The following is a 17,953-nucleotide window of genomic DNA, read 5'->3' as shown; positions in this document are numbered from 1 at the left end:
ATGGATTTCAATATAAAAACAATGGCAGAATATGCTGCCGAAGGAAAATCCCCGGAAGTGTTATTTTGGGTGGGATGTGCAGGAAGTTTTGACGACCGCGCCAAAAAAATTACGAAAGCATTTTGCAAGATATTAAACAAGATAGAAGTTGAATTTGCAGTTCTGGGACAGGAAGAAAGCTGTACCGGAGATCCTGCAAAAAGAGCCGGAAACGAATTCGTTTTTCAGATGATGGCCCTTACCAATATTGAGGTCCTGAATGCTTACGAAGTTAAAAAGATCGTTACCGCATGCCCTCACTGTTTCAACACGCTTAAAAATGAATACCCGAGTCTGGGAGGACATTATGAAGTGGTGCACCATACTCAGTTCCTGAAAACCTTAATGGAAGAAGGAAGACTGAAGATTGAAGGAGGAGCCTTTAAAGGAAAAAAGATCACTTTCCATGATCCTTGTTATCTGGGAAGAGCCAATAACGAGTACGAAGCGCCAAGAATTCTTCTTGAAAAACTGGATGCCGAGCTTGTAGAAATGAAACGTTGCAAAACCAACGGTTTATGCTGTGGAGCAGGAGGTGCACAGATGTTTAAGGAACCTGAAAAAGGAAATAAAGACATCAATATTGAAAGAACGGAAGAAGCATTGTCTTTCGAGCCTAAAGTTATTGCTACAGGATGTCCGTTCTGTAACACGATGATGACAGACGGTGTAAAGCACTTCAACAAAAACGAAGAAGTAGCCGTAAAAGATATTGTAGAACTTCTTGCGGAAGCGGAAGATTTGTAAAATTTGAATTAAGAAATCTAAGAATTTAGAAATTCAACGCTGAGAATCTTTAAATCTCTTAATTTTTAAATCTTTTAATTGTATCACAATGAAAATTGAAGAATCCAGTATAGTAGAAACCAACGACTACAGAGTCATTATATACCCTGCATCAAGACCTTTTGAAACAAAGGAAGCAAAAGCAATCACAGAAAAACTGTTTGATTTCCTTGCAACTTGGGCTGCACACGGAAAACCGCTTGATTCATCCTTTAAAATCGAGAAAAACCAGTTTATCGTGGTATGTGTAGACGAAGAGAAAGAAATGGCTTCAGGATGCAGCATTGATGCCTTAGGGAAGATCATGCGCGAGATTGACGAACAGTACCAGCTTGGCCTGTTCGACAGAATGAAAGCCAGTTTTGTGCATAATGGAGAAGTAAAGACCCTGAAACTTCTGGAATTTAAGTCTCAATTGAGAAGCGGAGAATTACCGAAAGATATTCAGGTATTTGATTTCTCTAAAAATACATACTTAGACTTTTTAAGCCACTTCGTTCTGCCTTTGGAGAAAAGCTGGGCCAACGGGATCGTTTAATCCTATATAAAAAACAATCTACTAGAACTTTAGATTGACGCCTTCAGGAAGTTTTCTGTTAAAAACAGTCTTTGTGAAGTCTTCAATGTAAGGTTCTTTTTGTTTGATAACCTTGCACGGATTTCCCACAGCGATAGAGTTGGAAGGAATATCTTTGGCAACAATAGAACCCGCCCCTATCACTACATTATCCCCAATCTGCACGCCCGGAAGGATGACGGAATTGGTTCCTACAAAAACATTATTTCCTATAACAATTGGTCCACACTCATCATGGAGGCTGTGATCATTATGGTTATGATTGGCTGAAATTAAAGACGTTCCCGCTCCGAAACCTACATTGTGTCCGATAATGATGCCGTTATTCGCCTGGATATAGATATTAGGGTTATCCCCCGGATCACATAGAATTCCTTTCTTAATTTTCGTGTGATTCCTTACTTCTGAAGTAAAATGGACCGGCCACGGAACCTGTCCGTTAATTCTCAGTATTTTTTGAGGAACCAGATAATGGAAAAAAAGAACATGGGGAAGCATGTACTCATACTTTTGTCGGTAATATTCCGGATAGAAGAAGTTATTAATTCTATGGAAAATCTGGTATTCAATAAATTTTTTAAGCGGATTCATTTTTCTTCAGAATAAACATGATGTAAAAATACAAAAATCCATAGCCTATAAATAAAAACAGGGAAAAAATACCCACCAGATAGGTGATTCCTTTCTCTTTTCCGATGAAGATTGCTGCAATATTGGCCAGGAATAAATAGATATTAAAGATCAGCGCTACATTGTTTCTCTTTACGATGGTAAGAATATCTGCAATAGGATTGATGAGACTTCGGGTAAGATATCCGAAAGACATAAGGAAAATAAACAGTCCCAAATGCTCCCAGTTTTTATTGAAAAATAGTTCCAGGAGAGGAATTCCGGCTACATTCACCAGGATGTATAAAGCGAGAATAATGTAAAAATTCATTAAGCTCATCTTTTTGGTATAGGCAAACAGTTCACTTCTGCTTCGGCCTCTGTTGCTAAGCTCTGCAGCTCTAGGATAATACACTGTAGCGATGGAAGATGAGATCAGAAGAAGCGGAACAGACATGATTTTTACGGTTAAAGAATATTCTCCCAGCAGCGAATCTGCAAAATAAAGAGAAATCAGGATCGGCATAATATTGTTCCCCAAAGCATTGATGAGCGTAGAAGGATAGGAATATCTAAAAAGTTCCGGCCGTTTTTTCGCATTGGCGATATATTTTTTTAAATCCGGTTTTACAAAATATTTTCTGGCACAATAAATAGCGGCGAGAAAAGCAGCAATATACCCGATCAGACTCCCGATCACAAGGCCGTTTTCGATCTTAATAAACACAAATACCACCTGAAACAGAAAGCTCACCACAGAATCTACAATCGTAAGCACTGAAACCAGCTTGAACATTTTCTTTTTGGCTAAAAGAAACTTTGCATTATTGGTGAATAAATAAAGAAAACCAGATAAGATACCAAGAAATATGATGTTTTTAGGAATGTCAAAAGGGATGAAGACCAGTAGAAAAGTCAGAATCATCACTGCTGCTGAAATAATGCCTGCCGTACTGAAATTATTATTCACTTGCTCAGCATCGCCTTCAAGCATGATCAGATGTTCCTGAGCAAGGCTGAGTACGACTGTGAATATACTCATGATACTGAGATAGATACTGAAAATACCATATTCGGAGGAGCCATAATATTTAGCCAGCAGAAGCCCTCCCATGACCAGAACAAACTTGGAAATAAAGTTCCCCTTAAAGATGGTGGAGATGTGGCTGCCGTTTAATCTTTTGAGTTTGTTTAAAAACATGGTAAAATATTACGAGAACAAATATATAATTATACATTTGCATAAAAAAGATTATTGAAAATTAACGGAAGATGAAATCTAAGCTAAATCATATTTTCATACTTAAACTTATAGCCGTCCTTTTTTTAACGGTTTCATGCGGAAGTGATGATGATTCTTTACAGAGAATTGATCAGGTTATGAATTTCTCCATCAAAAATGTGGCAGGACAGGATCTGATGAACCCTAAAAAGGCAGGTTCCTACACCAGCTATTCTGTGAATGACTTTAACGGAACTACGGCTGTAGCACCGGTATCCATTTCCCTGAGAATGACGACGGATTCCTTATATTATTTTGAGTACATTAAAGGAGCCAAGAGGATTACTCTGGATTCTATCAGCCCTGAAAACAGAACCTACAAATCGAATCTGACTTTTACACTGAGCAAAATTGTAAATAATCAGACGGTTAGTGTTACTGATCAGATGGAAATCCGTTACCGCTGGACACCGACCGTATTTCAAGTTTCTCAGGTACTCTACAATAATAAAGAGGTATTTTCAAAGACTGCGGATGCACCCAATGCGATAAATACCTTTATTATCACAAAATAATTTAAATTTGTAAAACGGTTAGCTTAATATGTAAGTTAATCATCTAATATTTAACATCTAAATAAAATGTTACAAGTCAATTTTTTACGCGACGATAAAGAACGCGTTTTAGAAGGTCTTAAGAAAAGACAATTCAAGAATCTTGGGTTGGTAGACGACGCTGTTGCTGCTGACGACGAAAGAAAAAGAATTCAGTTTGAATTAGATTCCCAACTTTCAGAAATGAACAAAATCTCCAAAGAGATCGGGCTTTTGATGAAAGAAGGTAAAAAAGAAGAAGCGGAATCTGCAAAATCTAAAACACTTCAATACAAAGAATCGAGTAAAGAACTGCAATCCCAATTAGATGTAACGGAAAAAAAATTACTGGATATTTTATATCAGATTCCAAACGTTCCTTACCAATTGGTAAAAAGCGGAGTTTCTGCGGAAGATAACGAGAATATTTATCAGTCTCACGATGTGGAAGGCCTTGGAGAAGGCGCTATTCCTCACTGGGAGCTTGCTAAAAAATATAACCTGATTGATTTTGAACTGGGAGTGAAAATTGCCGGTGCCGGTTTCCCTGTTTATCTGGGTAAAGGAGCAAGGCTTCAGAGAGCTTTGGTTCAGTATTTCCTGGATAAAAACATTGACAAAGGTTATATGGAGGTGAATCCTCCTCACGTTGTGAATGAAGCTTCAGGATATGGAACAGGACAGCTTCCTGACAAAGAAGGACAGATGTACCACATTGGTCTGGATGATTTATACCTTATTCCTACGGCAGAAGTTCCGGTAACGAATCTTTACCGTGATGTATTGCTGGAAGAAAAAGAACTTCCGATCAAAAATACGGCTTTCTCTCAGTGTTACAGAAGAGAAGCGGGAAGCTACGGAGCACACGTAAGAGGTCTGAACCGTCTTCACCAGTTTGAAAAGGTAGAGATCGTAAGACTTGAAAAGCCTGAAAATTCTTATGCTGCTTTAGAAGAAATGGTAGAGCACATCAAAGAAATCCTTACCGACCTTGAACTTCCGTTCAGAGTATTGAGACTTTGTGGTGGTGATACAGGTTTTGCAGCTGCAATGACTTATGACTTTGAAGTATGGAGTGCAGCTCAGGAAATGTGGCTTGAAGTAAGCTCTGTGTCCAATTTTGAAACTTTCCAGTCTAACCGTCTGAAATGCCGTTTCAAAACAGACGGAAAATCTCAGCTGGTACATACCTTAAATGGTTCAGCAATGGCTCTTCCAAGAATTATGGCAGCATTGCTTGAAAACAACCAGACAGAAGAAGGCATCAGAATTCCTAAGAAGATTGCAGAATATGCAAGATTCGATCTGATCAACTAAAAGATAAGATTACTTTTAATCTCAATAAAAAACCACTGAAATTTTTCAGTGGTTTTGTTATTTTTATCTGATTCAGGGTATGAGTTAAGAATAGAGATGCTAGATTTCAGACATCAGACATCAGACATCAGACATCAGACATCAGACATCAGACTGGGCTGGAACAATCCCTAAACCCATTAACTCTCAAACCCTAAAACTCTCCAACACGTACCCCGTATCCCGTAACTATCGAATTATTTCCCTTCAAAGTTTTCTATTGAAATAATACTGGCCTGGTTGTCCATTGCTCTGGGATAAGCTAATGTCTTTACATCCGATCTGTAAAGTAAAGCCTGGCTATATGCCTCGCCACCTCCAAAATAAGGGTCTTTACCCGATGTTTTAGGAAGTGAAGGAATTATTTTGCCACTGTTGCTGTCAAAATTAATAGCCGACAGACTTAATAATGATCCGGCTTTAAAAATATAATTCCCTTTTATATTCACCAGTCCAAAAGAGTGAATTTCCAGATCAGAAAGTCTGTCACTGTTTAGCTTTGTTACAGCGTCTATTTTGCCTGTAGCGGTGTTGATTGCTACGATTCTTGGGTCACCTGTTTTATAAGACGTTTCACTAATCATCATGGTTCCCATAGGAGATTTTACCTGTTTTGTTCCCGCGTCAAGTTTACTTTCTGTGAAAATATAGATTTTATCCCCGCTTACATAAGTATAAGGAATGAAGACATCTGTTATTTTGCTGCCGTCATTGTATTGTTTAACCACTTCGTTGGCAATAATTTTTCCTTCTTTAATATCATACAACATTAAATTTTCGAAATTGCTGGCATTAAACTTTACCGTTTTAGGCGTACTGTTAAAGGCAACTAAATAATCTTTATCACCAATAGATACAGCCGTTTCACTGATGACCTTCATTTTCTCTGTAAAGAATTTCTCTTCCTGCCCTGAAGGCGTTACAAAAAGGAGGGAGGCATTTTGATTGGCTGATCTTAATAGTCCGATATTTCCTGAATTGGTCACAAAAAAATCGGTATCAGAACTTCCTGCTTCTCCGGTAACTTCTTTGGTCCATGCAGATTTCAGACTTCCGGTGTCGATGACATTGATGCTTATTTTTACAGGTTCTTTTCTTGGAGCGTGCTGATAGAAGACCACAGCACCATATCTGCCATTTTCGGATTTCTCGAAATAAGCAGTTCCTGATTTCATCGTAGATTCGATAGAGTAGGAAGCCAGTAGTTCACTGGCAAATGTGGCTGTAGTTTTATCGAAAATAATTTTATAGATATCCTTCTTTTTTACCTTTCCTGCATACGTTTCTGTAATGAAAACAATTCTATTTCCAGATTCAAAGCTTCCCAGATAATTAATAGGAGCATATTTTTCTATTTGAGGCATCTCGTAAGAATAAGTCTGCTTCAGGTTATTAGAATTATCAAACTTCCTTACCAGTATTTTATTGTTGCTGCGGATACTGTTCTCGTTAATGCTGCTTTGCATAAAATACGTGTCAGTATCTCCGGCAATCAGTTTCACATCTTTTTCCTGAGTAACGTCAAAATCAAACTTATTTCCGTACTTATAATTGCTCTGCGCCCATGTGATAGAAGAGAGGCAGATCGCTAGTGCTGTAAATGTTTTTAGTTTCATAAGATTATTTATAAATCTGGTTTTCCAATTGCTTTAATTCTGCTTTCTCGTTGTAGGACAAATCCAGATCTACAAGTTTTTCCTGCATCTCGTTAAGATACTTTTCTGCATCCTTTTTATTTTCAAGGGCTACATTCAGTCTTATTAAGTTGAAATTGATGTATTTACCGATTTTAGCGTTGTAAGGAGCTTTTTTGTCTTTATAATTGACTTTCTTAAGGGTTTGTTCCCAGATATCCGTTCCTTTTTTCATATTGGCAAAAGCAATATTATTGTTGGTCTGATCAGAATTGGCCTGGAGCTTTCTTAAATTAGTGGTTACATAGATATGTGCTTTTTCTAAATCATCAAACTCCCCTTTGTTTTTCACAAATTCCAGTTTTACCTGCTTGTTAAGCGTCTTGTATCCGTAATTATCATTAAGGAAAGTATTGATCGCCTTAATGTTGTTTCCAAGATATTTCTTTTCTTCTGCAGGCTTGTTGATGTTATCAGAAGGCTGGGAAGATACGAAAGTGAAATCCTGAGAAATGGTTGTATTGATTTTCTCCGTTCCGTTTTCTTTTACAACGATTTTTGTCGGCTGGTTGGCATAAGTCTGTCCCGCATTATCCTGGAAGTTTACTTTTTCCATGGTTACGTAAACATCTACATTCGGATTTCCTTTTTTATAACCGTCAATAGCAATTTGAGAAGCCAGAACATTATTGTCTACGATGAAATAGTCATTCAGATTAGGCTCTCTGTATACAGGAGGAGACGGCTTTGAATAAACAGGCTTGGAAGGAAGCTGAAGCTGTGGCTTTAGTCCTTTTTCCTGTAAAGTCAGACGCTCCAGAAGGGTCATTTTTTTAAATTCTGCCGATTCTAACGCAAATTTTTCTTTTGCTTTTATGATTTCTTCATTGTAATCTTTAAGAGACTGCTGATAATCGCTTTGACTTTCTGCAATGGTATTGCTGAAGTTGGCAACAGCTTCCTGATGCTCCTTTTTAGCTTGTTTTATTACATCTTCCTTTGTCAGGTTATAAGGAGAATTGACTGTAATATTATAAGTTCGGGAGTTTTCGCTAATGGAAGTTTGTGGTGCTTTTAAAACACGAAAATCAACCGTTTCAGAATTAATGCTTTGCGCATGTACACTGAGTGCTGAAATTACACTAAGAGATAGTAAAAATTTTCTCATGGTTATTTATAAATTAAGATTCAAAGATAATATTTTTAAGCAAAAACTAAAATTTGTTAACCTGTTATGATGAATAGGCTAAATTCTGGATAAGGACTGTTTAATTTTAATGAAGATCAGAAAGTCTGAACTTACTTAAGTCTTGGTAGTTGTGTTAGCCATGTCAAGGTTCAAAACCTTGACCTGGTTAGTAACAAAAAACGACTGATATTCAGCCGTTTTTTATTGTTATTCTGTGACAATGATGATCTTTTTGTCTGTATTTTTTAATTTCGCTTCCGGGTCATACATCGCCTTGAGATCGTAATCTATTTTTACGGTGTAATTATCGATTTTTTTTACCCAATCATGTTTTCCGGTGATGGACTTTATCTTGTTTTCAAATTTAAGGGTGGTTCCGATGCTTTTGAAAAACATAGAGATCATTCCTTCTACTTTTTCGGCTTCCTCTTTTGAGGTTTTGCTCTTAAGGGTTTCTTCAATGTTTTTAAGATTGAAATTTTCTGTACTGATGGTCAGCGTTTTTCCGTCCCAGTCGTTGAAAATATTCTGATCTAATGGAAGCTTTTCCTTTTTGTTGTAGTTGCTCAGTAATTGATAATCAGCCTGCGTAAAGTGGTCCATTTTTAAAGAAAAACCAGCCGGCTCATTATTTTCTTTATTGGTCTTCATGAAAATCTTTTTCATGATCCTGATAGAATCCGGGTCTTTTGTTTTCAGCTTTCCTTCCTTCTGCTGTATATCCAGAAAACTTGTCCAGACCGTTGGAAGCTTATCGAAATCTCCGAATTCCTTCTGTTGTTTCAGAGAATCAGGAGTCATGGCCTTCATTTCGGATATAAACTGTCTCATGTCGATATCTGTCACCGAAGTGGATGCGGCATCTTTGTGGTATACAATTTCAGAATTGATGGTACACGACTGCAACACAAAAAGTGCTGCCGTGAATAAAAAGAGTATTTTTTTCATGGAATTAGTTAGTTGTATTAATGACAGTTCGTCGAACTGTGGTCGTGTCCCTCAATATGACAGTTAGCGCCATTATGATCTTTGGAAATCGTCATGGCTTCAGCTCTTGGAGAAATGTAAGGAATTCCCAGTTCAAGACCTCTGAGAATAAATAATCCTCCCAGAATAATCATGATCACCGGAACCGCTTTTAAAACCTTTACTCTGAAAGCCTGATTCATAAGGTTTCCGGCTAAAACTACGGCAAACATGAATGGAAGGGTTCCCAGCCCAAATAAAGCCATGTATGAAGCTCCCTGCCATATTCCTCCGCTTGCCAGACTGGCTGTAAGAGCCATGTAAACCATTCCGCAGGGTAGAAAGCCATTCAGAACCCCTGTAGAAAATCTTGAACGGTAATCTGCCTTCTGCAGTAATTTTCCTAAATTCAGTTTTACAGAATACAGGAATTTAGAGAGAAAGGGAATTTTTGAAGCGAAATCTTTTCCGCCGAACGAAAATAAAGCCATGATGATCAGAAGAATTCCTGCACCGATCGTAAGATACTGCTGAAATCCCGCCATTTCAAAACCTTCACCTATAATTCCAAGAATCGCTCCCAATAATGAATAGGTGAAGATTCTGCCGAACTGATAGGTCAGATTCTGAAGATAAAAATTGGTGGCTTGTTTTTTCGTCAATCCCATCGATAAAGCAATAGGTCCGCACATTCCGATACAGTGAAAACCGGAAGCGAATCCTAATGCAATGGCCGATAAAATGAGTCCTATTTCCATATCACATCATAATCCATTCTGTAGTCTGCTTTGTCTTTTGTCCACATCAGTCTTAGCGTGTAGTTTCCTACTTTTAATACCTGTGCAGGGATCATGAAAGACTGTGCGGCATCAAGCTGAACAGGTTTTTTGATATCCAAATTCTGATCGTCGGTTCTGTTTAAAACAAATTTTACCGTAGTATTGCTATTGTTATAGTCTTTTGGAAAAACAATTTTGATTCCGTTTTTTTCCTGGCTGTATACAGGCTTTTCCTGTAAATCATCAGCTCTTTTTTTAGCATCAATAACATCCTGATACTTAAGTTCCTCTTCGTAATAATTATCGGTTACCATTTCAGAATTCTTCTGCCCGTTCGGGAAAAGAAACATCATGGATAATATAAAAACAATGAATGCAAATAATGCGATTACCACACCGTGTCCCCAACTAAAGTTTTTCATTTCTTCCGGATTTTTTATTTTTTATGGTCATAAGGAGCCTCAATATTTTTACATCTTGAAGACTCCTTACGATTAGAATTGCAGTTTGAATGGTCCCTCGAAGTACGTCTGGTAAGAATCGACAAGTTTGCCCTTCATATCATACACTCCGATGGTTATATTTTGTTTTGAAAGTTTCATATCGTCTTCAGGGAAGCTGATATTGATGGTTCCTTTCGAGATTTTGTCTCTTTCTACCTGGATCTTGCTGGATGCACTGTACGTGATCTCACCATGAGCCGGTTCCAATACTTTTATCGTAACGATTTTCTTATCGTTGGTCTTGTTCAGGAACGTATAGTTGTACGTGTTGGTGATTTTTCCGTCTCTTACAAAGAAGGTACTTCCTGCTGGTTTAATGAATTTAGCTTCCATTTCACCTCTGCTGTAAAGAAGGAATCCTAAGAATCCTACCAACAACACAAGAACCACCGCGAAACCTTTCATTCTTCCTGTAAATTTAAACTGAGTCTGATTCTCAATTTCATTCTCGGAAGCATATCTTACCAGTCCTTTCGGAAGGCCTACTTTTTCCATCACCTCGTCACAAGCATCAATACATGCGGTACAGTTGACACATTCAAGCTGCTGGCCATCTCTGATGTCAATTCCTGTGGGACAAACCACTACACACTGGTGACAGTCGATACAGTCTCCTTTTCCTGCAGCTTTACGGTCTTCCCCTTTTCTCCATTTTGATCTGTTTTCTCCTCTTTTAAAATCGTAGAAAACGTTGATGGTATCTTTATCAATCAAAACACCCTGTAGTCTTCCGTATGGGCAAACCAGTGTACAAACCTGCTCTCTGAACCATGCGAATACAAAGTAGAATGCAGAGGTGAAGAGCACCATAACGATAAAATTGGTAGGATGAGCAAACGGTCCTTCTGAGATGATTCTTAAAATTTCCTCATAGCCTACAATATACATCAACATAAAGTGGGTGATGATCAGGGAAATAATAATGTAAACCGTCCATTTCAAGCTTCTTTTCCAGATCTTTTCGCTGTTCCACTCCTGTCTGTCCAGCTTCATTTGCTTGTTTCGGTCACCTTCAATAAGATATTCAATTTTACGGAAGATAGATTCCATAAAAATTGTCTGAGGGCATATCCACCCGCAGAAAATTCTTCCGAATGCAATCGTAAAAATGATAATAAAAATTAAAGACGCGATAGCACCTAAAGTAAGGATAAAAAAGTCCTGTGGATAGAAAGGCTGTCCAAGAATGAAAAACTCTCTGTCTATAACATTGAATAAAAAGAAAGGGTTGCCATTGATCTTGAGGAATGGCACCGTAAAATAAATGATTAATAAAGCATAGCTTACAAGGTTTCTGTAGTTGGTGTATTTCCCTTTTGGTTTTCGGGGGAATACCCATCTTCTCTTACCGGATTGCTCCATTGTCCCGATAGAATCTCTGTAAGTCTCAGGGTCCAGAACCTGTCCCTGTCCGCCGCGTACTTCTATTTCTTCTATATCTGACATTTCGTAATAGGTTTAAAAAAGAAAAAACATAATTCGTTACTATTTTTAGTTAATAACAAATTATGTTTTTTTCATATGTTTCTAATTTTTTAAAATTATTCTTTTTCCCAATGCGCTTCAGTTCCCTGAGGAGCTGCTCCTCCCTGAGCCTGCGTCACTGGTGGTTGTTCCTGATTGATATGATATACATACGCTGCAATCTTCTCAATCTCTGCTCCGGAAACCTCTCCGTTTTTACCGAAGGCTCTCATCGCAGGGTTAGTAGGGGAACCATTCCAGTCCATGTGGAAAACTGTTTTAAATAAAGTCTTCTCAGGCTGGTTGATCCAATAGTTATCCGTAAGGTTTGGACCGATACCACCACTACCGTCTTCTTTGTGACAAGATGCACAGTTGGTTTTGAACAGTTCTTTTCCGTCTGCGATATTATCAGCAGAGTATTTTGCCGTTTCTATCGTTACAGGAGGCTGAGATTTTTCGTATTCTGCAATACTGGCCATCTGCTCTTTATATTCCTGCTCATATTCGCTCAATGGGTGTGCGAAATCTGTGAAAGAATAAGCTGCGATATATACAATACAAAAAGCAGTCCCAAAATAGAATAATCCTACCCACCATTTCGGAAGCTGATTATCTAATTCCATAATCCCGTCGAAACCGTGGTCGATAAGGATATCCTTTTCTTCAGTTTCAGATTGCTTCTTGAATGCAGCATCGTACATTCTTCTCAGGAAAGGCACTTTCTTTTCTGCCAGATAAGCTGCCTTTTCTTCCGGAGATAATTTTTTGAATTTATTGTTTTCAATCAAATCCCCGATAGAGCTGTGGATGTATGCCAAAATAGCACTGATCACCACAGTTCCCCAGAAATAAGGTGAAGCTAGGAACGAGTAGCTTTGTACAAACAAATAATAAAAAACTATTAGAAGTCCGGTTATTATTAAGATGTTTACAACAACAGGTGTTCTTTGTTTCATAATAAATAGTTTAATTTTTTAAATTAAAATCGTCATCCTCATCATCCCCAAGCGGTGCTTGCTCTTCTTCTCTGTAATATTTTTTAGGCCTGCTAAAAACATAGATTACCAGAGCTACGAAGAATAGCATAAAGAAAATCAGAGCCAGCGTCTGGTATAGACCAGCGTTTTCTGTATTGGATAATATATCTTTAAAGTTCTGAGGAATCATGTGAACCTTTTAATGTTTAGTTAGTACTTGCTGTTTTAATTTCTGTCGTCTTGATATCTGTACCTAATCTCTGAAGGTAAGAGATAAGAGCTACAATCTCTTTTTTCTCTAGTTCTCCCTGAGGTCTCTTTGCATAAGCCACTTTAAGGTCATTTGCTTCAGAGAAGATATCTTTTACAATCTTCGTTGCCTGGTTGTCTGCCCATGCGTTGGCAGAATCTATCTGAGCTTTTGTATAAGGAACGTCAAATGCATTCTTCATAAGCTTCATTTTGTCTACCATTTTAGATCGGTCTAAGTTGGTAGCAATTAACCAAGGGTAACGAGGCATGATAGAACCGGCAGATGTAGATCTTGGGTTATACATGTGTTTGTAGTGCCAAGAACTTGGGTTTTTCCCTCCTTCTCTATGTAAATCCGGTCCTGTTCTTTTAGAACCCCATAAGAATGGTCTGTCATAAACGAATTCTCCCGCTTTGGAATACTGTCCGTTCTTACCGTTGAATCTCGTGATCTCATCCCTGAACGGTCTGATCATCTGAGAGTGACAGGCATTACATCCTTCACGGATATAAAGATCTCTACCTTCTAATTCAAGCGGTGAATATGGTTTTACAGCTGAAATCGTAGGGACACTTTTCTTTAAGGATAGTGTAGGGATGATTTCAATTGAACTACCTATTGAAATGGTGATGAAAGATAGAATACCTAATAATACCGGCATTCTTTCAAGCCATAAGTGAGTTCCTTCACCTTCTTTACGTTTGTTTCCGATGTTCGCTAAAGCAGGTGCTTCAGCAGGAACTTCTTTCTGGAATGAACCTTGTCTTACCGTAGCAACTACGTTCACAATCATTAAGATCATTCCTGAAATATAGAATAAACCTCCTACGAATCTCATTTTGAAATATGGAATGATAGCAGTTACTGTATCCAACCAGTTTTTCCATAATAGAGTTCCGTCCGGGTTGAACTGCTTCCACATTAACCCTTGTGTAAATCCTGAAATATACATTGGTACTGCATAGAAAATAATTCCTAATGTCCCTAACCAGAAATGCCAGTTAGCTAATTTTACAGACCACATTTTTGTTCTCCACATGATGGGTACCAGGTAATAGATAACCCCGAATGCCATGAAACCATTCCATCCTAGAGCTCCTAAGTGTACGTGACCGATAACCCAGTCTGTAAAGTGACCAATTTTGTTGATGTTTTTAGTTGCTAAAAGCGGACCTTCAAATGTTGCCATACCGTAGCATGTAACCGCCACTACGAAGAACTTAAGGATAGGGTTTTCCCTTACTTTATCCCATGCTCCTCTCAGTGTAAGAAGTCCATTTAGCATTCCTCCCCAAGACGGTGCGATAAGCATGATAGAGAAACCAGTTCCCACAGCCTGCGCCCATGCAGGAAGAGCTGTATACTGAAGGTGGTGAGGACCAGCCCAGATATATACGAAAATTAATGACCAGAAGTGAATAATAGACAGTTTATAAGAGAAAACCGGTCTGTCTGCTGCCTTCGGAAGGAAGTAATACATGAGACCAAGAACCGGAGTCGTCAGTACGAATGCAACCGCATTGTGACCGTACCACCACTGTACAATAGCATCTTTTACCCCTGCATATGCTGAATAAGATTTCCAGCCTGTGAAAGATAATGGAACCTCAAGGTTGTTGAAGATGTGAAGCATTGCTACTGCAATCCAGGTACCGATATAGAACCAGATGGCTACATAAAGGTGTCTTACTCTTCTTTTTGCAATCGTCAGGAACATATTGATCCCGAAGATGATCCATGAGAACGCAATCAATATGTCGATCGGCCACTCGTGTTCAGCGTATTCTTTTGAGGTATTGATCCCCATAAAGAAGGTAACGAACGTAGCAACGATCATAAACTGCCAAGTCCAGAAATGTAACCAGGATAATGTATCACTGTACATTCTTGTTTTTAATAATCTCTGTAATGAGTAATAAATACCGGTATAAACGATATTACATACAAATGCAAAGATCACGGTATTGGTATGAAGCATTCTGATTCTACCAAAACCAAATGCACCATGAGTGTTTATTAACCCTTGAATATTGCCTGATGCAAGACTCTTGATGGTTGTATCATCAGTACCGAATACAAATTCCGGTAATTCAGGGTAGAAAAGCATTAATGCCGCCGTAAGCCCGAACGTAAATCCTATAAGACCGAAAACTAAGGTCGCATAAAGGAACGCACGGACAATACTGTTGTCATAACTAAACTTTTGTGTTTCCATATCAACTATTCACTTTTTTCTTCAATTTTATTATTCTCTCCTATTTTTTTCTCGTCTTTATCTTTGTTGCCCTCGTCCTTTTCCTTGATTTCTCCACTATCAAAAAGGATTCTGACAGCCGGAGATTCGTCATCTTCAAACTGTCCTTTTCGGGCATACACTATAAATACGACCAAGAAAATCGCAGCCAAAGAAACACTGCAGAGGATCATTAAATATAGAATATCCATTGGACAACAAAATTAACCTATTTTCGGGGTTCAAATTTAGTGAAAAATAATGACATTCATCACGAAATGCCGATTTCAGCTAATTTAAAATCAGTCTAAATAAGGGCTTCTACGCCTGCTTTTTGAAATGTTTTCGGCCCAAAATCCAGGTCGAAAGAGTAGTGAATGTTACCACTGTGATCGAACTGATTGGCATGATGATTGCTGCGAAGAGCGGATGCATATGGCCTGTAACTGCGTAACTTAAACCGACAATATTGTACAAGAAACTGATTATGAATGTCATTTTTACAATAGTAATCGAGCCTTTGCAGACACTCAGGTATTTGTCCAGAGTCACTACTTTATCCCCATTCATGATGACATCAGACGATGGTGTGAAGCTGTTCGTATCATCCGCAATAGCAATTCCTACGTTACTCTGCTTAAGGGCACCTGCATCATTCAGTCCATCTCCCAGCATGGCTACTTTCATCTGCTGATCCTGAAGGTTTTTGATGTAGTTCAGTTTGTCTTCAGGGCTTTGGTTGAAAGCCATTCCTTTGTAGTTCGGGATCAGTTCTTTAAGTTGATTTTCCTCAGAAGAATTATCACCGCTCAGAATGAATATTTTGTACGTGCTTAGCTTGGTAAATAGCTCTTTTAATTTCGGACGGTATTCGTTTTTGAAAATGAATTTACCTACAAATTCACCGTTTTTGCTGATATAAACCGCTGTCTCCAGATTCTTAGGTTCCTGATTGTTGTAACGGGCAGAACCAATCTTATAAAGGCTTCCCCTTACGCTGGCTTCATATCCTTTTCCTGAAATTTCCTGGAATTTTTCAACAGGATAATAGTCGTCATTCACCTCAATGAATTCGTATAATGATTTGGAAAGCGGGTGATTGGAATTTTTCAATAACGTTTTGATATTCAGTTGGTCAAAATCATTGATTTCAATACCTTCATATCTGATATTAGATTTTTTTCTGTGCGTAATAGTTCCTGTTTTATCAAAAACAATCGTATCCAGTTTCGCAATCTTTTCAATCGTTAAGGTATCTTTTACGTAAAACTTATTACGTCCTAAAATTCTCATAATGTGCCCGAAAGTAAACGGAGCAGACAATGCCAGTGCACATGGACACGCAATGATCAGAATGGCTGAAATAACCTGGAACATAACATTCAGGTCAATAAACGCCCAGTAAGTTCCCGAAACGACTGCAATGCCTAAAATAATGAATGTGAAATATTTGCTGACGTTGTTGGTCAGTGTGTCAAGGCCTGTTTCATGTTTTTTGAACGCTTCTTTATTCCAAAGCTGTGTCAAATAACTCTGGTCAACATCTTTGATTACTTCCAGTTCCAGTGATGATCCGATCTGTTTTCCACCGGCAAAGATTTTATCACCGGGCTGCTTGCTGATGCTTTCGCTTTCCCCGGTAATGAAACTGTTGTCTATATTTCCTTCCCCGTTGATCAGAATGGCATCCACCGGAATGATTTCCTGGTTTCTTACCAGAATTCTGTCGCCCACTTTGATTTCAGAAAGAAGGATGTTGTCCTGCTTGCCTTCGAAATCTACTTTAGTAACGGCGATAGGGTAGAATGATTTATAATCTCTGTCGTAAGATAATGCGCTGTACGTTCTTTTCTGGAAAATTTTCCCCATTAGCATAAAGAACAACAATCCACACAGGGTATCGAAATATCCGGGACCGTAATCGGTAACCACTTCATAAATGCTTCGTCCGAAAAGAACAAAAATTCCCAGTACGATCGGAACATCAATATTCACGATCTTATTTTTTAATCCGTACCATGCCGATTTATAATAATCCGACGCGGAATAAAATACCACAGGACATGCCAGTAAGAACATTAACGTTCTGAAAAGCCCTTTATAATGCTCCATCCAGAAATCTTCACCTCCCACATATTCCGGGAAAGCCAGGAACATTCCGTTTCCGAATGCAAAACCTGCAATTGCGAATTTTATAAGAAGAGATTTATCAAGATGATCTACATTTTTATCGGCAGTTTCAAGGCTGATAACGGGCTTGTAGCCGAGATTGGTTAAGAAATTAGCTAGTTCGCTTAATTTGAGATCATTATGGTTGAATGAAATCTGTAAGGTCTTTCTGGTGAAATTCACCTGAGAATAGTTGATATGTTCATGCAAAGTATGAAGGCTTTCAAGAAGCCAGATGCATGAAGAACAGTGTATTACTGGGATTTTAAAAGTAACGAGACTGGTCTTTCCTTCTGAGAAATCGGTGACCTTTTCGAAGATCTCCGGTGTATCAAGATATTCGAACTGCGAAGAGCTCTCGTCGCTGGGACGGATTCCGGCTCTTTTATTAAGCTCGTAGAAATTAGTTAAATTATTGATATTCAGAATTTCATAGACAGACTTACATCCGTTGCAACAGAAAGTCTTTTCATCAAACAAAATTCTCTCTTTTTCTATCCCTTGACCACAATGAAAACAGTTCTCGCTCACCACATAATATATTGAACGACAAAATTATAACAATTTTTTTTGTTTATCGTGTTAAAAAGTTCTATTTTTG

At 38.2% G+C, this 17,953-nt stretch carries 17 protein-coding genes; 4 read left to right on the top strand and 13 right to left on the bottom strand.

Annotated features, from left to right (window positions below):
- Both BM143_RS19285 and BM143_RS19280 read left to right on the top strand, forming a co-directional pair.
- On the top strand, positions 1-786 hold the full coding sequence (locus BM143_RS19285) for a (Fe-S)-binding protein (RefSeq protein WP_090026493.1): 786 nt from the start codon (positions 1-3) through the stop codon (positions 784-786).
- 88 nt (positions 787-874) lie between these two features.
- Complete coding sequence (locus BM143_RS19280) at positions 875-1,363, top strand: hypothetical protein (RefSeq protein ID WP_090026491.1); 489 nt, start codon at positions 875-877, stop codon at positions 1,361-1,363.
- Positions 1,364-1,384: 21 nt separating this feature from the next.
- Here BM143_RS19280 and BM143_RS19275 read toward each other — a convergent pair whose 3' ends face one another.
- On the bottom strand, positions 1,385-1,993 hold the full coding sequence (locus tag BM143_RS19275) for an acyltransferase (protein WP_090026489.1): 609 nt from the start codon (positions 1,991-1,993) through the stop codon (positions 1,385-1,387).
- Positions 1,980-3,212: an oligosaccharide flippase family protein gene (locus BM143_RS19270; RefSeq protein WP_090026487.1), complete on the bottom strand. Its 1,233-nt coding sequence runs from the start codon at positions 3,210-3,212 to the stop codon at positions 1,980-1,982. The genes BM143_RS19275 and BM143_RS19270 overlap by 14 nt, the downstream gene beginning before the upstream one ends.
- A gap of 71 nt (positions 3,213-3,283) precedes the next feature.
- Here BM143_RS19270 and BM143_RS19265 point away from each other — a divergent pair, with 71 nt between their 5' ends.
- Positions 3,284-3,808 carry a hypothetical protein gene (locus BM143_RS19265; protein WP_090026485.1) on the top strand — a complete coding sequence of 175 codons (525 nt, stop codon included), beginning with the start codon at positions 3,284-3,286 and terminating at the stop codon, positions 3,806-3,808.
- Positions 3,809-3,874: 66 nt separating this feature from the next.
- Complete coding sequence (gene serS, locus BM143_RS19260) at positions 3,875-5,143, top strand: serine--tRNA ligase (RefSeq protein ID WP_034726923.1); 1,269 nt, start codon at positions 3,875-3,877, stop codon at positions 5,141-5,143.
- A 236-nt stretch (positions 5,144-5,379) separates the two neighbouring features.
- On the opposite strand, the gene BM143_RS19255 is transcribed toward serS, so the two are convergent.
- The 11 genes from BM143_RS19255 to BM143_RS19205 all read right to left on the bottom strand — a co-directional run bounded on the left by BM143_RS19255 (position 5,380) and on the right by BM143_RS19205 (position 17,883).
- The gene (locus tag BM143_RS19255; RefSeq protein WP_090026483.1) at positions 5,380-6,798 is read right to left on the bottom strand and encodes a hypothetical protein; all 1,419 of its coding nucleotides are present in this window, start codon (positions 6,796-6,798) and stop codon (positions 5,380-5,382) included.
- Between the two features lie 4 nt (positions 6,799-6,802).
- The gene (locus BM143_RS19250) at positions 6,803-7,984 is read right to left on the bottom strand and encodes a hypothetical protein (RefSeq protein ID WP_090026481.1); all 1,182 of its coding nucleotides are present in this window, start codon (positions 7,982-7,984) and stop codon (positions 6,803-6,805) included.
- 228 nt (positions 7,985-8,212) lie between these two features.
- A complete protein-coding gene (locus BM143_RS19245) occupies positions 8,213-8,953 on the bottom strand; it encodes a hypothetical protein (RefSeq protein WP_090026479.1) in 741 nt (246 codons plus the stop codon).
- A 17-nt stretch (positions 8,954-8,970) separates the two neighbouring features.
- Complete coding sequence (locus tag BM143_RS19240) at positions 8,971-9,729, bottom strand: sulfite exporter TauE/SafE family protein (protein ID WP_047452721.1); 759 nt, start codon at positions 9,727-9,729, stop codon at positions 8,971-8,973.
- Entirely contained in the window at positions 9,720-10,172 is a 453-nt protein-coding gene (locus BM143_RS19235) for a FixH family protein (RefSeq protein WP_034726928.1), read from the bottom strand. The genes BM143_RS19240 and BM143_RS19235 overlap by 10 nt, the downstream gene beginning before the upstream one ends.
- A 72-nt stretch (positions 10,173-10,244) precedes the next feature.
- Positions 10,245-11,699, bottom strand: coding sequence for a cytochrome c oxidase accessory protein CcoG (ccoG, locus tag BM143_RS19230; protein WP_034726929.1), 1,455 nt, complete (start codon positions 11,697-11,699; stop codon positions 10,245-10,247).
- A 95-nt stretch (positions 11,700-11,794) separates the two neighbouring features.
- The gene (locus BM143_RS19225) at positions 11,795-12,676 is read right to left on the bottom strand and encodes a cbb3-type cytochrome c oxidase N-terminal domain-containing protein (RefSeq protein ID WP_034726930.1); all 882 of its coding nucleotides are present in this window, start codon (positions 12,674-12,676) and stop codon (positions 11,795-11,797) included.
- A 10-nt stretch (positions 12,677-12,686) separates the two neighbouring features.
- A complete protein-coding gene (locus tag BM143_RS19220) occupies positions 12,687-12,887 on the bottom strand; it encodes a cbb3-type cytochrome oxidase subunit 3 (RefSeq protein WP_034726931.1) in 201 nt (66 codons plus the stop codon).
- A 16-nt stretch (positions 12,888-12,903) separates the two neighbouring features.
- A complete protein-coding gene (gene ccoN, locus BM143_RS19215) occupies positions 12,904-15,165 on the bottom strand; it encodes a cytochrome-c oxidase, cbb3-type subunit I (RefSeq protein WP_034726932.1) in 2,262 nt (753 codons plus the stop codon).
- Positions 15,166-15,170: 5 nt separating this feature from the next.
- On the bottom strand, positions 15,171-15,395 hold the full coding sequence (gene ccoS / locus BM143_RS19210; RefSeq protein ID WP_034726933.1) for a cbb3-type cytochrome oxidase assembly protein CcoS: 225 nt from the start codon (positions 15,393-15,395) through the stop codon (positions 15,171-15,173).
- A 109-nt stretch (positions 15,396-15,504) separates the two neighbouring features.
- Positions 15,505-17,883, bottom strand: a complete 2,379-nt coding sequence (locus BM143_RS19205; RefSeq protein WP_090026679.1) for a heavy metal translocating P-type ATPase — start codon at positions 17,881-17,883, stop codon at positions 15,505-15,507.
- Between the last annotated feature and the right edge of the window lie 70 nt (positions 17,884-17,953).

It is taken from the genome of Chryseobacterium oleae (assembly GCF_900115055.1).
GTDB classification, from domain to species: domain Bacteria; phylum Bacteroidota; class Bacteroidia; order Flavobacteriales; family Weeksellaceae; genus Chryseobacterium; species Chryseobacterium oleae.
This window is presented reverse-complemented; position numbering and strand designations above follow the sequence as displayed.

Bases quoted from the DNA above. Each gene is read 5' to 3' on its own strand.
- serS (WP_034726923.1), top strand. From the start codon at position 3,875: ATGTTACAAGTCAATTTTTTACGCGACGATAAAGAACGCGTTTTAGAA.
- ccoG (WP_034726929.1), bottom strand. From the start codon at position 11,699: ATGTCAGATATAGAAGAAATAGAAGTACGCGGCGGACAGGGACAGGTT.
- BM143_RS19280 (WP_090026491.1), top strand. From the start codon at position 875: ATGAAAATTGAAGAATCCAGTATAGTAGAAACCAACGACTACAGAGTC.
- BM143_RS19265 (WP_090026485.1), top strand. From the start codon at position 3,284: ATGAAATCTAAGCTAAATCATATTTTCATACTTAAACTTATAGCCGTC.
- BM143_RS19235 (WP_034726928.1), bottom strand. From the start codon at position 10,172: ATGAAAAACTTTAGTTGGGGACACGGTGTGGTAATCGCATTATTTGCA.
- BM143_RS19225 (WP_034726930.1), bottom strand. From the start codon at position 12,676: ATGAAACAAAGAACACCTGTTGTTGTAAACATCTTAATAATAACCGGA.
- BM143_RS19285 (WP_090026493.1), top strand. From the start codon at position 1: ATGGATTTCAATATAAAAACAATGGCAGAATATGCTGCCGAAGGAAAA.
- BM143_RS19270 (WP_090026487.1), bottom strand. From the start codon at position 3,212: ATGTTTTTAAACAAACTCAAAAGATTAAACGGCAGCCACATCTCCACC.
- ccoN (WP_034726932.1), bottom strand. From the start codon at position 15,165: ATGGAAACACAAAAGTTTAGTTATGACAACAGTATTGTCCGTGCGTTC.
- BM143_RS19220 (WP_034726931.1), bottom strand. From the start codon at position 12,887: ATGATTCCTCAGAACTTTAAAGATATATTATCCAATACAGAAAACGCT.
- ccoS (WP_034726933.1), bottom strand. From the start codon at position 15,395: ATGGATATTCTATATTTAATGATCCTCTGCAGTGTTTCTTTGGCTGCG.
- BM143_RS19250 (WP_090026481.1), bottom strand. From the start codon at position 7,984: ATGAGAAAATTTTTACTATCTCTTAGTGTAATTTCAGCACTCAGTGTA.
- BM143_RS19275 (WP_090026489.1), bottom strand. From the start codon at position 1,993: ATGAATCCGCTTAAAAAATTTATTGAATACCAGATTTTCCATAGAATT.
- BM143_RS19240 (WP_047452721.1), bottom strand. From the start codon at position 9,729: ATGGAAATAGGACTCATTTTATCGGCCATTGCATTAGGATTCGCTTCC.
- BM143_RS19255 (WP_090026483.1), bottom strand. From the start codon at position 6,798: ATGAAACTAAAAACATTTACAGCACTAGCGATCTGCCTCTCTTCTATC.
- BM143_RS19245 (WP_090026479.1), bottom strand. From the start codon at position 8,953: ATGAAAAAAATACTCTTTTTATTCACGGCAGCACTTTTTGTGTTGCAG.